Origin of the sequence: Paraliomyxa miuraensis, assembly GCF_026337845.1 — a bacterium.
Lineage (GTDB): Bacteria > Myxococcota_A > Polyangia > Nannocystales > Nannocystaceae > Paraliomyxa > Paraliomyxa miuraensis.
The window spans coordinates 15,332-31,048 of sequence record NZ_JAOVZF010000123.1 but is presented as its reverse complement, the minus strand read 5'-3'; the positions used below and the strand labels follow the sequence as shown (position 1 = coordinate 31,048).

The 15,717-nt window shown below is 68.5% G+C and carries 13 protein-coding genes; 1 reads left to right on the top strand and 12 read right to left on the bottom strand.

Going from position 1 to position 15,717, the window contains the following annotated elements; all coding sequences use genetic code 11:
* Positions 1-7 precede the first annotated feature (7 nt).
* Positions 8-1,318, bottom strand: coding sequence for a hypothetical protein (locus tag OEB96_RS01815; RefSeq protein WP_266213658.1), 1,311 nt, complete (start codon positions 1,316-1,318; stop codon positions 8-10).
* A 420-nt stretch (positions 1,319-1,738) separates the two neighbouring features.
* On the bottom strand, positions 1,739-2,146 hold the full coding sequence (locus OEB96_RS01810) for a hypothetical protein (protein ID WP_266213657.1): 408 nt from the start codon (positions 2,144-2,146) through the stop codon (positions 1,739-1,741).
* 193 nt (positions 2,147-2,339) lie between these two features.
* Here OEB96_RS01810 and OEB96_RS01805 point away from each other — a divergent pair, with 193 nt between their 5' ends.
* Positions 2,340-2,813 carry a hypothetical protein gene (locus OEB96_RS01805; protein WP_266213656.1) on the top strand — a complete coding sequence of 158 codons (474 nt, stop codon included), beginning with the start codon at positions 2,340-2,342 and terminating at the stop codon, positions 2,811-2,813.
* A 6-nt stretch (positions 2,814-2,819) separates the two neighbouring features.
* Here the strand turns inward: OEB96_RS01805 and OEB96_RS01800 are convergent, their stop codons facing one another.
* The 10 genes from OEB96_RS01800 to OEB96_RS01755 form a co-directional block, all read right to left on the bottom strand.
* On the bottom strand, positions 2,820-4,619 hold the full coding sequence (locus tag OEB96_RS01800) for a PP2C family protein-serine/threonine phosphatase (RefSeq protein ID WP_266213655.1): 1,800 nt from the start codon (positions 4,617-4,619) through the stop codon (positions 2,820-2,822).
* A complete protein-coding gene (locus OEB96_RS01795) occupies positions 4,616-5,641 on the bottom strand; it encodes a multiheme c-type cytochrome (protein WP_266213654.1) in 1,026 nt (341 codons plus the stop codon). Before OEB96_RS01795 ends, OEB96_RS01800 begins: the two co-directional genes overlap by 4 nt.
* A gap of 89 nt (positions 5,642-5,730) precedes the next feature.
* Positions 5,731-6,381, bottom strand: a complete 651-nt coding sequence (locus tag OEB96_RS01790) for a carboxypeptidase regulatory-like domain-containing protein (RefSeq protein ID WP_266213653.1) — start codon at positions 6,379-6,381, stop codon at positions 5,731-5,733.
* Between the two features lie 199 nt (positions 6,382-6,580).
* Complete coding sequence (locus OEB96_RS01785; RefSeq protein ID WP_266213652.1) at positions 6,581-8,110, bottom strand: cell division protein ZapB; 1,530 nt, start codon at positions 8,108-8,110, stop codon at positions 6,581-6,583.
* A 56-nt stretch (positions 8,111-8,166) separates the two neighbouring features.
* Complete coding sequence (locus OEB96_RS01780) at positions 8,167-9,468, bottom strand: cytochrome-c peroxidase (RefSeq protein WP_266213651.1); 1,302 nt, start codon at positions 9,466-9,468, stop codon at positions 8,167-8,169.
* Positions 9,465-9,863, bottom strand: a complete 399-nt coding sequence (locus OEB96_RS01775) for an STAS domain-containing protein (protein ID WP_266213650.1) — start codon at positions 9,861-9,863, stop codon at positions 9,465-9,467. Before OEB96_RS01775 ends, OEB96_RS01780 begins: the two co-directional genes overlap by 4 nt.
* Complete coding sequence (locus OEB96_RS01770) at positions 9,860-10,420, bottom strand: hypothetical protein (RefSeq protein ID WP_266213649.1); 561 nt, start codon at positions 10,418-10,420, stop codon at positions 9,860-9,862. Before OEB96_RS01770 ends, OEB96_RS01775 begins: the two co-directional genes overlap by 4 nt.
* 51 nt (positions 10,421-10,471) lie before the next feature.
* On the bottom strand, positions 10,472-11,308 hold the full coding sequence (locus tag OEB96_RS01765) for a hypothetical protein (protein ID WP_266213648.1): 837 nt from the start codon (positions 11,306-11,308) through the stop codon (positions 10,472-10,474).
* A 227-nt stretch (positions 11,309-11,535) separates the two neighbouring features.
* Positions 11,536-12,342: a lectin-like protein gene (locus OEB96_RS01760; RefSeq protein WP_266213647.1), complete on the bottom strand. Its 807-nt coding sequence runs from the start codon at positions 12,340-12,342 to the stop codon at positions 11,536-11,538.
* Positions 12,342-15,512, bottom strand: coding sequence for a M16 family metallopeptidase (locus OEB96_RS01755; protein WP_266213646.1), 3,171 nt, complete (start codon positions 15,510-15,512; stop codon positions 12,342-12,344). Before OEB96_RS01755 ends, OEB96_RS01760 begins: the two co-directional genes overlap by 1 nt.
* Between the last annotated feature and the right edge of the window lie 205 nt (positions 15,513-15,717).

Below are 15,717 nucleotides of genomic sequence, written 5' to 3'. Positions count from 1 at the left end.
AGCGTTCCTAGTTGCAGAGAGCACCGGATTTCTGATTGATGTAGATCGAGCCCGGTGAACCTGGTCCACCAGTGGCGCCAGAGCTTCCCGGGGACCCACCCGATCCTCCACCACATCCGTCACTGGCACCGCCTGCACCCCCGGCACCACCGGCGCCTCCAACACCACCGTAGCCGCCGTTGGCCACGAGCGTCGGGTTGATACCCATCGTGCAGTACGCAACGGTGATGTTGCCTGCATTGCCGCCCTTTCCACCGTTGCCCCCCTTGGCTCCAGCGCCTCCAGTCCGACCGCTCTTGCAGCTGAACGTACAGTCCTTGCCCTTGCCGCCCTTTCCTCCGACGCCACCAACTCCACCACCGCCCCCGGAAAGGCCGCTGGCATTGTACGTGCCTCCGTTGAGATGGTAGACGTCGACGTAGATCGAGTTTCCGTTCGGCCCGGCTGCACCGTTGCATCCGGCAGAACCCGCCCCGCCGTTCGACCCCGACTGCGCGAATCCCCAGCTGCAGTGCCCACCGGTCCCCGCACCACCGACGGTCCCGCAGGACGGCGCAGGTGGCGGAGCGCCACCGCCACCGCCACCGCCACCGCCACCGCCACCACCACCACCGACATCAATGTCACCCTCAACGTCACACCCATCCTCGATCAGAGGATCCGGCTCGTCCATGGGATCGTCGTACGCAAGGTCATCGACGGACACCGCAACTTGCATATCCGCCGGGCACAGGGCCAGGGGGTCATCCGATGCAGCAGCCAGACCACCGATGACCTCGAGCGGACCTGCGGTGGGAAGCGAACGCATCGTGCCGTTGCCCTCCAGAACGCGTGCACGAATGAAGAGCGGACCATTGCTCTCGACGATGGCGTCGTCCGCTATGACGATTTCGTCGGCCTCCAAGAACAGCGGACCCGGCGCGCGAAGGAAGGTCCCGTCGCCCAGCTCAAGCCGCCCTTGAACCCGCAGCGAGGTCGGCTCGCCGAGCTCGCGCCCCACGCGGAAGGCTCCGTCCTCGTCGATCGTGCCACCGAGCTTCTCGGCCAGAACGTCCTCCCAGCCGGCATGATCCCCATCGCGAATGCTCAAGTCCCCGTCGACCTCGACAGCCCCCCACGCGTGCTCGCGTAGTCGGGCGTCGAAACCGTTCTCGTCTTCGCCTCCTTTGATGACTAGGGCCGAGGCATGGGCATCGAAGCTCTCCTCTTCCCATTCCATGCTTTGGATGTCGGACTCCGAGACCTCCGCGGTGCAGGCCATGGCCAGACCCAGGAGAGCTGCAGCAATGTGGATCCACTTGTGACTGATTCGCGTCATGGCGTTCTTCCTTCTCGAACCAGCTCTGATCCGATCTCGCAGCATCGGTACGAAAGCCCGGCTGGCAAATCCGTCAAGGCCGGTCATCTGAACGATTCAGTCCAGATTGGCGCATGCCTTCGTTTTGGATTGCAGGCCCTTGGTCTTGATTCCTCGGTGTACCGTCCCACGCTTGTCCCGTGACTTGCTCCCGAGGCGAGGTCGAGGCTGGGCCGGTCGAGCATGAACTCGTCGCAGGCGTGGAGGGCGATAGGTCTTGCCCACGCCGGTCAGCATGTCGAGAGCGCCAGCCCGACCTGTCTCGCCAGGAGAATCCAAGTGCGAGGAAAGCACGCTGAAGATCGGAAGCCCTGGCTAGGCCATCCTGGTCCCATTGGCACAAGCGAAGCCGATGGATTGCGCCCGAAGTTCGAGGATTCCCTACCGCCCCAGCCGCGACTTCGCCCGCAGCGCCTTCGCGAACTGCTCCCGCCCCCGCGCCGTCTTCAGCTTCATCACGTCCAGCCACAGCAGATCGCAGGGCATCAGCCCATCGATCGGCGTCCGAGGATCCGCGAGCACCTCCCCGAGTACCTCCTGCTGCGCGTGCAGCATCTCCGTCACCCGCGCTTCATCCTCGTACAGCCACACAGGCCCGCCGCGGAGCTGCTGCTCCTTGATGTCGCGGATCGTTCGCTGCTCCCCGTCCACGTCCCACACGATCAAGCGCACGGTGATCCACGCCTGCTCCGAATCCCCACCCGGATCCCCACCCGCCACCACGTGAAGCTCCGCGACCTCGGACGCGATGGGAAAGAAGGCAGCGAATCGATCATGGAGATCGGCCATGCCCAAGGATAGCCGTCAGCATGCCCGCCTACCGTGCCCTACCCCGAACATCGATCGGTGCTCGATTGACACCGATGCACTCGCCGCAGGGCCTTGACGCAGGGGGCCTGCTGTTGTCTCCTTCGATGTGATGCTCTTGGGTTTGATCCCGCCCATCGGTCTGGAAATTCCGTGCAGTAGCTACGCCGTCAACGTGCCCCTCAAGATCGAACCCCTCGGGGTCGTCACGCTCGACTTCAAGGGCGGATGGAAGGTGAGGGTCGAGAAGAATTTCGAAGGCGGGCTCGGCGGCGTCTGGTTGAAGTTCCTCCACATGGAGTTCGATGCCGATAGCGAGATGTTCGGCAGGGTCACCATCTCCCAGGATGAGGATGCTGCGGACCCGCTCAGCCCGCTGCAGGTCGTCAGACAGTTACCGCCGACCTTCAGCAACACCCTGCAAGTGAGCATCAAGCTCACCATCGAGAAGCCGCCGGGGGGTGGCCCGCCCCTGGTCCTGGCAGGCAAGAACCTGTTCACGCAGTTGAATGACAGGCTCACCGTGTTCCCGCCACAAGGCGCCGTCTACCAGCTTCAGCATCCGGTCGAGTTCACGCCCGTCGGCCAGCCCGACGAGGTCCGCGCGCAGCTCCTCCAGTTCCCCGCGACGGTGTCGCACAACCCGTGATCCCCATCAGCGGGTCGAATCCATGGCCGCGAGCCCATCGTAGCGGATCACCAGCACCGTCATGTCATCGACCCGTTGGCTGCACCACTGGCTCACCCGCTCGCACACGCACTGCACGATCTCCCCGACGGGCTTCCGCGCATTCGCGCGTATGACCTCGCACAGGCGCTCCATGCCGAATTGCTCGCGGGCCTCGTTCATCGCCTCGGTGATCCCATCGGTGTAGAGCACCATCAGATCACCGCGCTCGAGCCGACAGGTCTGGTCCGAGGTCATGCCCGACACGTCGGGCAGCACGCCCAGCCATGGCCCCTCGGTGCGCACACACTCGCACTGGCCGGTGGCCTCGCGCCAGATCACGATGTCCTCGTGCGCGCCGGCATACACGACCTCGCCGTCGCCCGAGCAGCGCAGCAGCGTGAAGGTCACGAAGTCGTCCTGGGCCAGCCGGATGCGGACGTTGTCGAACAGGTGCTCGTTGACCCGAGCAACGAGCACCGAGGGAGCCTCGTCGGGCATGGTGTGTACCAGCACGCTGGCCGCGCTCTGGGTCATCAACATCACCAGCCCCGCCGGGAGCCCGTGGCCCGCGACGTCGCCGATCCCGATCCAGCCCCCGGCCGAGCTCGGGATCACGTCGTAGTAGTCGCCTCCGACCTCGCTGGCCGTCTCCATCGACGCGGCGAGCGAGTAGCCCGGCAGCGACGGGCTGACGGGGAGGATCGACGTCTGGATCCGCTGGGCGATCTCCATCTCGCGCTCGATCCGCTCGGTGGCGGCGAGCTGCTCGCGTGACGCGAGCAGCTGCGCGGCCATGTGGTTCATCGCCTCGCCGAGGACCTCGAGCTCGTGGATGCCGCGCGGGCTGGGGCGCCCCTGCAGGCGACCCGCGGCGATCTCCTGGGTGAAGTCGAGCAGGCCACGCAGCGGTCGGGTCAGCCGCCGCGCGAGCCACAGCGCCAGCAGGATCGCAACCAGTACGGCGCCCCCCCCAATGCCGTAGATCTGGCGCACCAGCCTCCGGCTGGTCGCGAGCGCCTCGTCGAGCGAGCGCAACACGAGCACGCGTACCCGGTCGTCTCCCGAGAGCGGACCCATGAGCACGCGATGGGGGGCATCCTCGACCGCAATCGTCGCAAACGTGCCGTCCTCGTCCGTGTCCGCGGGCAGCTCCCCCCGCATCGTGCCCGAAGGCAGCGACGAGGCCACGGGGCGGTCGTCCACCAGCACGACCACGTCTCCGCCCGCCTGGCGGGCCCCCGCGTCGGCCAGCTCGTCGCCGAGCTCCCAACCCACCACGAGCACCCCGACCACCATCTCGCCGAATGCGAGCCGCCGCGAGGCCATCTGGTAGGCCCGATCGTCGGCGAGCCAGATCCCCTCGCCGGTCCCACGTGCGAGCGCATCGACCACGAGCGGCTCGTCCCGCAGGTGCCCGCCCCTGGCGTCGGCGTCCGCCACGTCCGCCACGAGCGTTCCCCGGTCGTCGGTGAGCAGGAACAGATCGCTGCCCACGGCTCGCCGCAGCTCGCTGCACACGTCGTACACGGTGGCGTGGTCGATGTCCTCGGTGGCGACCACCGCCTTGAGCCGGGGCTCCTCGGCCACGACCTGGGCGTTGGCGGCCAGCAGCGCCTGCCGCTGGGCGAACAGCTCCTCGAGCACCAGGGCCCCGCGGCGGAGCTCCTTGTCGAGGGCCACCTGGGCGTCGTCTTCGACGATGCGCGCGGAGACCAGCGACGTGACACCGATGATCCCGATGATCACCACCAGGGAACCCGCGAGGATCGTGGTCGCAAACCTCATGGTGGGGGAACCTCGGCGCGGGCGCTCGTCAGCTGGACCGGCTCGGGCATGCTCACCCCGACGGCCTTTGCGATCGTAGCCGAGAGCGCATGCTCGAGCACCTCGGCCCGCACCTCCACGACACCATCGCGCGGCAGCCACGAGCGCTCGTGGCGAACCTCGCCGGGAGCGAGGCAGGTGTCGGACTGCACGCGCTGCGCGACATGGAACGGGACCTCGACCCCGCTGCCGTCGACCAGGATCTTCGCATAGATCCACTCGTCGCCGGCGATCGCTGCCCCGTCGGCCCCGATCCCGGCGACGCGCACGACGATCCGGCGCCCCGGCAATCCGCTGGGGAGCGAGTGGCCCGCATCCGCGTTGGTGACCTCGAGCTCGACCCGAAGCCGGCGATCCTCGGGCACGACCCGAAGCCGCAGCTCGATCGCCCGCGCGCGCAGCTCGTCACCGGGCCCGTACATGCCGTGATCGGACACGGTCGTTCCCGCCGACCAGCCCACCGCGACCTCGCCCAGGACCCCGGGCATGTGACAGCTCTGGCAGGTCACGTCCGCGACGGCCGCAGGACCGTCGTGCCCGAACTCGACCGCTTCGGAGGTGTGCGCGTTGCGTTGGTGGCAGCCCCCGCACAGCTCCGAGCGCGAGAACAGGGGGGAGCAGCCCATGCGATGGAAGTAGTGATCCTCCGCGTCGCATCGTGGCCCGTACCGCACCGCGCTCGTGAGGTCGAGCTCGAGAGCAGCATCGTGGCGATCGGGTCTGACGTCGCGCAGCGTGTGACACACGTCGCAGGTGACGCCTTCTGCGGCCAGGCGCTCGTCGCCGGGCACCCACGCACGCAACGGCGCGTGGCACCGGTCGCAGTCGTCGCGACCCGAGGCCCGACGCATGGCGCGGTAGATCGGCGAGCGATCCGCGTTGGCGTGGGCGGACGCAGCCCAAGTCTGGTGGATCGCGGCATGGCACTCCCCGCAGCGGCGCGCGGGATGGGCCCCCTTGGTCACCTCGGCGGGCACGGACACCCCGGTCGGCCGTCGGCCAATCGGCGCCCCCTCGGTGTCCGGGGGGGAGCCGTCACCGCAGCCGACCGCGAGCACGGCGACCCCGGCGGCTACTTGTAGCGACCGTAGGGGGTTCCGTCCTTGCGGGTATGACGATCGTGCGGCCATCGCTCCTCGCGCAGCTCGATGTCGAGGGTCGTCGTCTTCCCGGCCCCCACCTCCACCCATCCCTCATAGCGCTCCCCATGGGCCTGCCACGCCACGAGCGTATACGTGCCCGGCGGGATCCCGTCGAGCGTGAACGCACCATCGGGACCCGTGACCACGTAGTGCTCGGTGTCGACCACGACCACCTTGGCCGCCATCTCGGGGTGGATGTTGCAATAGACGTCGACGACCCCGGGCTGCTCGAACGTGACCGACTTGCTCGTACCGGACTTGTAGAGGCCCAGGTCGAACGTGGCCGGCCGGGAGACCGAGAAGACGTTGTGGAACACCCGGTCGTTGTTGGGAAAGTCCACGGTGCTCCCCACGGGGACCACCGTGAGCCGCGGGTTGAACGTCTTGTCGGTCTGGTCGACGACCGTCGGCTCTGCGAGGGGCTCGGGCCGGGAATCGGGCACGCCCCGCACGAGGATGAGCACGTTGGAGCGGTCCTTCTTGTCGCGTCGGCCACGCTTGATCGTGACGTGCCCGCTCACGGAGCCAGGCGCCACGGCCACGAGGGTGTCCGGCACCAGCACGACCCCCAGGAGCGCCATGGTGGCCAGCGTCGAGCGCAGGACTCTGGTCGAGGGGGGGTGGCGACTGCCGGCCGTGGGGGGCATGGCCCCCCCGTGGGGGGCAGCTCGTTGGCTCGTTGGCTGACTACCGGTCGTGGGGGGCATGGCCCCCCCGTGGGGGGCAGCTCGTTGGCTCGTTGGCTGACTACCGGTCGTGGGGGGCATGAAAGGCTCCTCCTCAGAACTGGGCCACCACGGAGGTGCTCAGCACGTCGTTGTCGAACTGCGGAATGGGACCGAGCTCGCGGTTGACGGTGTACTCGGCCTTGATCGCCACGTGCGTCCCCAGCTCGAAGCGAACGCCGGGCGTCACCCGCACGAGCTCGGACACGTATACGAAGCCGGCGCCGTGACGATGCAGCGCATCGCGCCAGTCGACGCGAACGTACGGCATGAGCCAATTGAGCGCGCGATAGCCGAGCAGGCCATAGGCGGTCTTGAAGTCGAGGCACGGGGCCGAGCCGCACTCGACCTCCCCGGGCGCGGTCGCGCCGTCGGCCCGCCCGATCACGAGCTCCGCCGCCAGATCCACGCCACGCACGTCGAGGTGGAGATCGAAGCCATACTGCCACTGGTACACACCGTCGTCCGGCTGCAGGTCCTGGGCGCCGATCTGCCCCGAGGCCCCGAGCTCCAGACCCGCCCCCACGTCGAAGCGATACGACAGGCGACCCGCGACGGTCTTGAAGTGGTTGGTGTCGGTCTCGTTGGAGAACCCAAAGCCCTCCCGAAAGCTGCTGCCGTTGGTCACCGACGTGGCGAGCACGAGCGCCCGGCTGGCCAAGAACTTGGCGCGCGCCTTGACCCCGAGCGGGCGCCCGCACGTGTAGCGACATGCGAGCGAGGGGGTGACCGAGATCCGATCGGGCGACTCCTGGACCCGATACTCGTAGCCGAACACCGGATCGATCTTGCCGGCGTAGAGATCGAGCTCGAAGCGCTTGGTCGGCACCAGGTAGTCGAGATACGCGAGCTTGACGTCGACGTAGTCGCCCAGGAACACGCCGTCCTGGTTCGACACGTCGCGGCTGCGCGGGATGAGATCCACCAGGCCCTCGATGAACAGATGATCGCCGACCCCGGTCGTCACGTCGAGGTTGAGGGCGTTGGCGATGAACGAAGACTTGCCCCCAGAGTCGATCGGATCGAACACCACCGCCAGCGAGTCGCCGGTGTCGGCGGGGTCGCCCCGCGCGTTCACCTGCGTCGAGAGCGGATCCCCCATCAACACCCACGAGTCGGGCAGCACGCCGTCGTACTGCGGGAACACGACGTGGCCGGTGTCGGGGCGAACGCCCGAGCCGTTCCCCGCGGCCCAGAACGCCCCCACGTCGAGGTAGCCGCCCAGCCGCCCCGTCAGCGGCAGCATCCCATCGAGCCTCTGCTGCGACGCTCGCTGCTGGTGCTCGAGCGACTCCACGCGCTGGTCGATCCGCTCGCCCTCCGCGCGCAGTCGCTCGTTGTCCTGGCGCAATCGCTCGTTGTCCTGGCGCAGCCGCTCGTTGTCGGCGGCGAGCGCGCCCAGCCTCACCTCGATTCGATCGAGCTGGACCTGGGATGGCGCGGGCGACGGAGCGGGATCGGGCTCGGCGTGCTGGCCCTCGGTCTGCGACGGCTCGGACTCCGGGGCCTGGTCCCCGTGCGCCTCCGCTTCGTCTGCGGCTGGACCGCACGAGGCGGCCACGGCGACCAGCCACGGTGAGATCATCGGCGCCTCGTTCGCGGCGGCGCTTCGCTGCGGATCGGTGTCATGGGCCCGTCGGGCTAGTCGCTCGGCTCGCGCAGGAGCTCCGGCGGGAGCTCCCGGCCGGTCAGCGACGCGAGGAACTCGACGAGGTCGGCCTTCTCGTCGGTGGTGAGGTTGAGCGGCTGGATGATCTCGTCCTTGGTGCCATGGAAGCCCTCGTCGTGGCCGCCCTGGTCGTAGAACTCGACGACCTCCTCGAGGGTGGCGAACTGCCCCGAGTGCATGTAGGGCGCGGTCTCGGCCACGTGCCGCAGCCCCTTGGTGCGCCAGGTGCCGATGAGCGCCTCGTCCTTGACCACGCCGTCGAGCCGGCCGGTGCTGCGATCGTCGCTCCACCGGCTGCTCGAGTTGAACTCGTGAGCGAGCAGGAAGTCGATGCGATCGTAGCGACCCTGCTCCTCGGTGGAGATGAAGGGCCCGGTCGCCGCGAGCCCGGTGTTGTGGAAGTCGTCGTCGCTGAAGTGCGGCGTGGCGTGGCACTCGACGCAGGCGGCCTTGCCCACGAACAACTGCAGGCCGCGCTTGGCCGCCGGGCTCATCGCGTCGGTCTCCCCGGCCACGTAGCGATCGAAGGGAGCGTCCCGACTGACGAGCCGATCGAGGTATGCGTGGAGCGCCTTGCCGAAATTCACGAAGATCTCGGTGACGTGATCCTGATCCTCGGGGGTCATCGCGTCCCACTCGGGTGACCCGGGGCGCGCGTCGGCGGGGAAGCGGGCGGCCTCGGCGTGGGTGGGATCGAGCGCCGGATCGAGCGAGCCGAAGGCCGCCTCGTAGCCCTCGCGGTGCCGCTCGTAGATCACGTGGGCCAGGCGGAGGCGGCTGGAATTGAAGCCCAGGTCGAACTCGACGTCGACCATCGCCTCGGACCACAGCGAGTCGAGCAACCCATCGTTCTCGATCCATGGCGAGTAGTACGCCACGTTGACCATCGAGGCGGCGTTGCGCGGGATGATGTTGGCCCCGAGCGACACGTTGTTGGGGTTGGTGCGCAGATCGATGAGCCAGGGACCCTCGTGGCACGAGGCGCATGCGATCTTCCCCGTGTCACCGGGCATCCCCAGCCCACCGTTGCGACCGTCGTCGCCCACCTGCAGCGGGCCGGCGTAGGCGGCTTCGAAGAACAGCCGATGGCCCAGCGCGGCGGCCAGCGGATCGCGCTGGTAGCGGTTGGTGGGATCGAGCGGCGGCTCGGGCAACGGCGAGAGTTCCTGGATCTGGACCCACTGCTGCTGGGTGAAGATCCCGTCGACGAGTTCCTCGTCGGAGCACGCGGCGGCCAGGACGACCCCTCCGAGCAAGGCGACGCGCTTGCTCATGAGCTCGCTCCACTCCACTCCTCGACCTCGATCACGTCGCTCCACATGCTCACCAGCGAGTGCAGGCTGCGCTGCTGCCAGTGGAGCTCGGGGTTCGAGAGGAAGCGAATCTTGTGCCTTCGGGACTCCGGCAGGTCCCGCACGCGGACGATCCAGGTCACCAGGCTCTTGAGCGCCGAGGAATTCATGTACTCGAGTTCGCTGAGGTCGACGACGACCTCGCGGCGGTCATGGCTGGCCGCGAACACGCTGGCGAGGAACTCGTCGAGCAGATCCTTGGAGCCGAGCTCGGCCGAGCCCCGCAGCCGCACCTCGATGACGTCGCCCCGGGCCGCCCCCTCGGCCGTGAGGCTCCCCGCGGTGACGGTTCGGATGGACGCGGTGGAATCGCTCATCCTGGACCTCCCGGCTCGTGGGGGATTCGCATCTGCGCAACGACCTCGAGCTGGTCTCCATCGACGACACAGCTCAGGTCCATCCCCGCTTCCACGCGTACGCGCGCCAGCCCGAGGCCCGATCCCTCGGGACGCCGGGCCGTGGCCGCCATGAGCCCAACATAATAGGCGAGCGGATCCTCGGCCTCCGACAGCGCATGCAATCGTTGGCATACGGTCTGTTGCTGGTACGGATCGGCTCGGTTGCGCGTCTTGATGCGCACCAGGTAGCCATTGGCGGGATCCTCGGGGTCCGGGTCGATCGCGATCGAGAAGCTCGACTCCCCGTCCGGCCCCCCATAGACCATGGCGTTCTCCATCAGCTCGTAGGCCGCCATCGACAGCTCGCTGCCGCGCGGCGAGGACCGGCGGCGAGGGTACCTGGTGCCGAGCACGACCCCGTCGTGAAAGTCGGACACGAACTCGCGCACCAACTCGAGCACCTTCGGACGGCGCCCGAATGCGGTCGAGAAGTATGCGGGTACACGACCGACGGGCACCAACACGGAGTCCGGCATCTGGGATCGTTCTTTACCACGAATCACTTCGTGTGGGTGCAACGAGTCCCGCTACTCCAACGATGGCTCCGGCACCGCGTCGTCCGGATCGGGTGCGTTCTCGGGCAGCGCACCATCGCCGCCGTCGCCGTCACCTCGCGCCGCGGCACGCCTGGACGCGGCACGAAACTGGTCGATGGGCGCGAGCGCCTGCCTCGCCGCCGCCGCGTGGCTCGGATCCACCCCCGCGAACGCCACCACCTGCAGCGCATAGGACCCGATCGCCCGCCGTACCGTTCGCAGCGACTCGAGCAGCTGCTTGTCCGCCACGAGCGCGTCGGGGCTGGTCTCGGCGCCGGCCTCGGTGCCGGAATCGGGGCTGGAATCGGGGCTGGCCTCGGCGATCCCGAGCGCCTCGCCATACTCCCGATGCGCCGCATGGAGCTCGTCCACGAGCTCCGGCCCCACCAGATCGCGAAGGCCGTCGAGCAACCCGTCGTCTTCGATGAGCTGGATCCGCCGCGCGCTTTCGGCATGCAGCTCGAGGTCGCCCAGCTCGAGGAATCCCAGGCCATCGCAGAACAGCTCCTCGTGCAGTGCCCCGGCGAACTGACGCATGGCCTTGTGCGCCCGGAGCACCGCGTAGCGTGCGAGACTGCTCTCGACCACCGACCACAATCGCTCGAGCCGGACGTCGAGCGGGCGCACGTCGCGAGTCCGGTTGCTCGCCTTCCACTTCTCGTCGAGCTCGCATGTCGCGATCCACAGCGCCTTGGCCGACACCGCCACCCCGGGGCCCGCATCCTTGGGCACGACCCGCAACAACATCTTCGACAAGCTGAGCCCCGATCGCACGGTGACGCGAGGTGGCGTGACGTACAGGGCAGGATCGATGGCAGTGGCCGGCACCAACGGCATCATCCACCATGCACGGGCCTCGATCACCCGGTCCTGCCCCGGCCCCACCAACGAGCCGCTTCATGGCCAGCGGAGCCCCGATACCACCCGTCTCGCATCACGGCGTGAAGCGGGGGTACCCGGAGCCGGAAGCCGCCGAATCCAACGAGGATGCGATTCCTAACTCTCACCTTCGGGCTGCCCGGCCCGCCCGGGCATCGCTCGTGCGGTCCCGGCCGTCACCCCGCGGCCGCTTCGCACACGAACGCTCCCGCGGTGGCACATGCGATGTCGTTCCATGTTCCCGCGGGCACGGCGAGCTGGGCACAGTCCTCGCCCTCGAGCGCGTCGTTGGGCTCGCCCATGCCCCACGCGGTGAACCCGGGCGCGGTGCCGTCGACCCAAGCGAACGTGCCCTCGACCGCCTCGTCGGACAGCCCGATGTAGTTGGGTGCGGCAGCCACCGGCTGCCCGAGCAGGAAGTCCTGCTCGGCCTGATCCTCGATCACCACCAGATCGGCACCAAACCCCATGCAGAACCCACGCGCCTCGGCCCAGGAGAGCGGGCCCGGGCAGTAGTAGTACGCGTGATCCCCCAGCATCCCCAGCCCGCAGCCCTGGCAGCTGCCGTTGCTGGGCGAGGCCTCGTCGACCAGACCATTGCAGTCGTTGTCGACCCCGTCGCACAGCTCCTCGACGCCCGGGTGCACGTCGGGATTGCCGTCGTCGCAGTCGCCCCCGGTGGGGATGTGAGCGGGCGGCTGCAGGCACGCATCGACCGGATAGGCCTCTGCCCCATACCCGTCCATGTCGACATCGGGATAGTAGGTCTGCATGGGGCAGTCGGGCACGTCGTCGGCCTCCATCGTGGAGCCCCCCGTGTCGACCACGCCGGTCTCGCTGCCGGTGCCCGTGCCTTCCCCCGTAGGGTTGGCGGTGCCGTCGCTCCCGCTCGACCCCGGGCCGCTGCCCTGCGCGTCCGCATCGTCTCCGGCGGGACAACCGAGCCCCACCACGAGCAGCAACCCCGCCGCGTACCTTCGCATCACTGCGGAGCCTCGGCCGGCTTGGCCAGCGCCTTCTTCTCGGGCTTGGCCGGCGCCTTCTTCTCGGGCTTGGCCGGCGCCTTCTTCTCGGGCTTGGCCAGCGCCTTGCTCGGGGTGCCCTTGGACTTGATCTCGCTCGGGGTGGCGGCGTCCTTGTTGGGCTCGGGCGGAAACACGCCATAGCTGAACAGGTCGCCGGCCTCGACCTCGCGCACGGGCCCGATCTGCTCGAGCTCTTCGAGCCCCACGCGATCGCGATCACCCACGATCACGATCACCACCGGCGCTCCCACGAAGGGCTTGGCGAAGTCGGCCACGTCGGTGACCTTCAGCCCGTCGATGGTCTTCCACTCCCAGGGGCGCGGATCCTCCTTCTCCCCCAGCTCGTCCCAGCTCATCACCCAGCGGTTGATCCAGCGCGGATCGATCCGGGTGGCGCGGTACTCCTGATCGAGGCTGGCCTTGGCGGTGGCGAGGCGCTCGGGCTGGATGTCGTTGGTGCGCAACAGCCCCAGGAACGTGCGCACGGCCTCCGGCGTCTTGTCGGCCTGGGTGCTCATGAAGCCGGTGAGGCTCGACTCGTCGGTGGGGTGCCGCCCCACCGAGTAGCTCGAGTAGGCGCTGTAGGCCAGGCCTCGCGACTCGCGGATCTCCTGGAACACCAGCGCGCTCATGTTGCCGCTGAGGTACTCGGACAGGAGCTCCGCGGTGGGCCGCTGCTGCCGCGCCAGCGGATCGCGCGGGAGCGTGAAGCGTACGTTGGCCTTGGCCCCGTCCTTGTGCAGGAAGTAGATCGTGGGCTTGCCCACGCGCTCGTACTTGCGCACGTCGACCGGGCCCACCTTGCGGTGCTTGCTGCCGCGGGGCACGACCTTGGCCACCGCGTCGGCGTCGCGCGGGCCGAAGTAGAGCGTGCGGTGCTCGTGGTCGAGGAAGGAGGCGATGGCCTTGCGCAGCACCGCGGGCTTGGCCGACTGCAGCTTCTTGTTGCTGGGGTGCCGCCGCCACGAGCTGCGGCTGCCGTAGTTGGCGAAGTCGTAGAGCGCCGAGGTGAGCACCCAGTCCTTCTCCATGCCGTCACGGCGCTCGCTCACGGTGTTGTCGTAGAGCCGCGCCTGCACCTGCGCGTCGAAGTTGGGGCTGGCGAGCCAGCGATCGAGGATGGCCAGGCTCGCCTCGAGCTGTGCGTCGAGTCCCTCGACGGTGATCGAGCTGGTCTCGGCGTTGCAGCTGGTGGAGATCGAGGTCCCCAGCGCGTAGAGCTGCTTTTGCACGGTCTCGGCGTCGTCCTTGCCCGCGCCGGAGAGCTCGAGCAGCTTGAGCGCGTAGCAGAGGTAGGGCGCCTTGCGATAGCCACGCTCCTGCGTGTAGGTCAGCGAGAACAGATCGTTGCGATCGTTCTTGGCCGCGATGAGGTCACCCGCGGCCAGGCGACGACGGGTGTAGTGCTTGCCCTCCTCGACCCACTCGGGCTGGAGCTCCGTGGCGGGCATGGCCTCGATCTTCTTGGCAAACGGGCTCTTGCGGCTGGGGTCGATCTCGACGGGGGTGATGGTGGGCTTGTCGAGCTTGGGGATCTCGGGCTTGCCCTTGCGCTTGGCCACCACCACGTAGTCGCCGCCGAGGTACTTCTTGGCCACGCGGATCACGTCGGCGCGCGTCACCTGCTGGAAGCGCCGGTCTTCGTCGACGACGTCCTTCCAGTCGCGGTGCTCGATGAACGCGTCCATCATCCGGCTGGTGCGCGACCAGGGGAACTCGAGGCGCCGCTTGATCCGCACCTGCTCCTGGAGCTTGGCCGCGGTCACGTCCTCCTCGGTGATCTCGCCGCGCTTGAGCTTGTCGATCACCGACAGCAGCATGCCCTCGAGCTCCTCGGGGGTCTGCCCGGCGCGGGCGTCGGCCCGCACCACGAAGCTGCCGGCCTCGCGCAGGGTCGACATGTAGGAGCCCGCCGAGGGCACCTTCTGGGTCAGCTCGAGGTGCACGTTGAGCAGGCCGACCTTGGCGTCGTCGAGCACGCGGTCCATCACCGAGAGCACCACGTTGTCGGGGTGCCCGGACGGGGGCGCGTGCCAGGCCAGGGTCACCCCCTCCTCGCCATCGGCCTCGACCTCGCGGAAGACTCGGCCGGACAGCGGCGGCAGCTCGCCGGGGGGGACCGCCTCGAGCGGCTGGGCCTTCAGCCGACCCAGCGTGGCCTCGAGCACGGGCAGCGCGGTCTTGGCATCGATGTCGCCCGCGAGCGCGATCGCCATGTTGTTGGGCACGTACCAGCGCGCGAAGTAGTCCGCCATGTCCTGGTAGGCGGGGTTCTTGAGGTGCTCGACCGCGCCGATGGTGGTCTGCGTGCCGTAGGGGTGCTTGGGGTAGAGCGCGGCGTACATCGCCTCGCTCACCTGCCGAAACGGGTTGTCGATGGAGAGGTTCTTCTCCTCGTAGACCGCCTCGAGCTCGGGATAGAACAGCCGGAACACGGGGTCGGAGAAGCGCTCGCCCTCCACGGTGGCCCAGGCCTCCAGCCGATTGGAGGGCACGTCGCCGATGTAGACGGTCTGCTCGAAGCTGGTGAACGCGTTGATGCCCTCGACGCCCATCGCCCCGTACATGCGGCTGTGCTCGTTGGGCACCGCATACTTGGACATCGCCTGGGTCTCCCGGTCGATCTCGGCCAGGATCTTGGCCCGCGCCGCGTCGCTGTCGGCCTTGCGCAGCTCGACGTAGAGCTGCCGCACCCGCTCGACGTGCGGCGCCTCCTTCTTGGCGTCGAGGGTGCCGTACTCGTCGGTCCCCTTGAACAGCATGTGCTCGAGGTAGTGGGCGAGCCCGGTGGAATCGGCGGGGTCCATGCGGCTGCCCGCCCGCACCCCGATCCAGGCCGAGAAGCGCGGCTTCTGCCGATCGGTGCTGATGTAGACCGTCATCCCGTTGGACAGCCGATGGATGGTCACCCCCATCGGATCGTCGGCCAGGGGGGTCGACAGCGGCTCGGGCAGATCGGAGGCCGCCAGCACCGCGTCGCGATCGGGCGCGGTCTCGGTCGCCGGCGTGGCCTTGGGCGGCGAGGTCGGCTCGGCATCGAGCGGGGGCGTGCTCTTCTCGAGCCGACAGCCCGCGGTGGCACACAGTGCCAGCAGCCACGCGGGAAGCACACGAAGGGAGCGAGACACGACGGAGGGCATGATGGCGGGGATACCAGGCGCTCCGATCGGGCGTCAACGCGACCAGCGCGTTTCGCGGGCGAACGTTGGCTTCGCGCTACCACGGGCATGGCACACGCTGGCCCCACGCTGGCCCACGCCCGCCCCACGCTGGCCGAAACCGCCCTCTGGCGGGCGCTCCGACAAGCGGCTACCAATGCGGCCACCGGTCGAC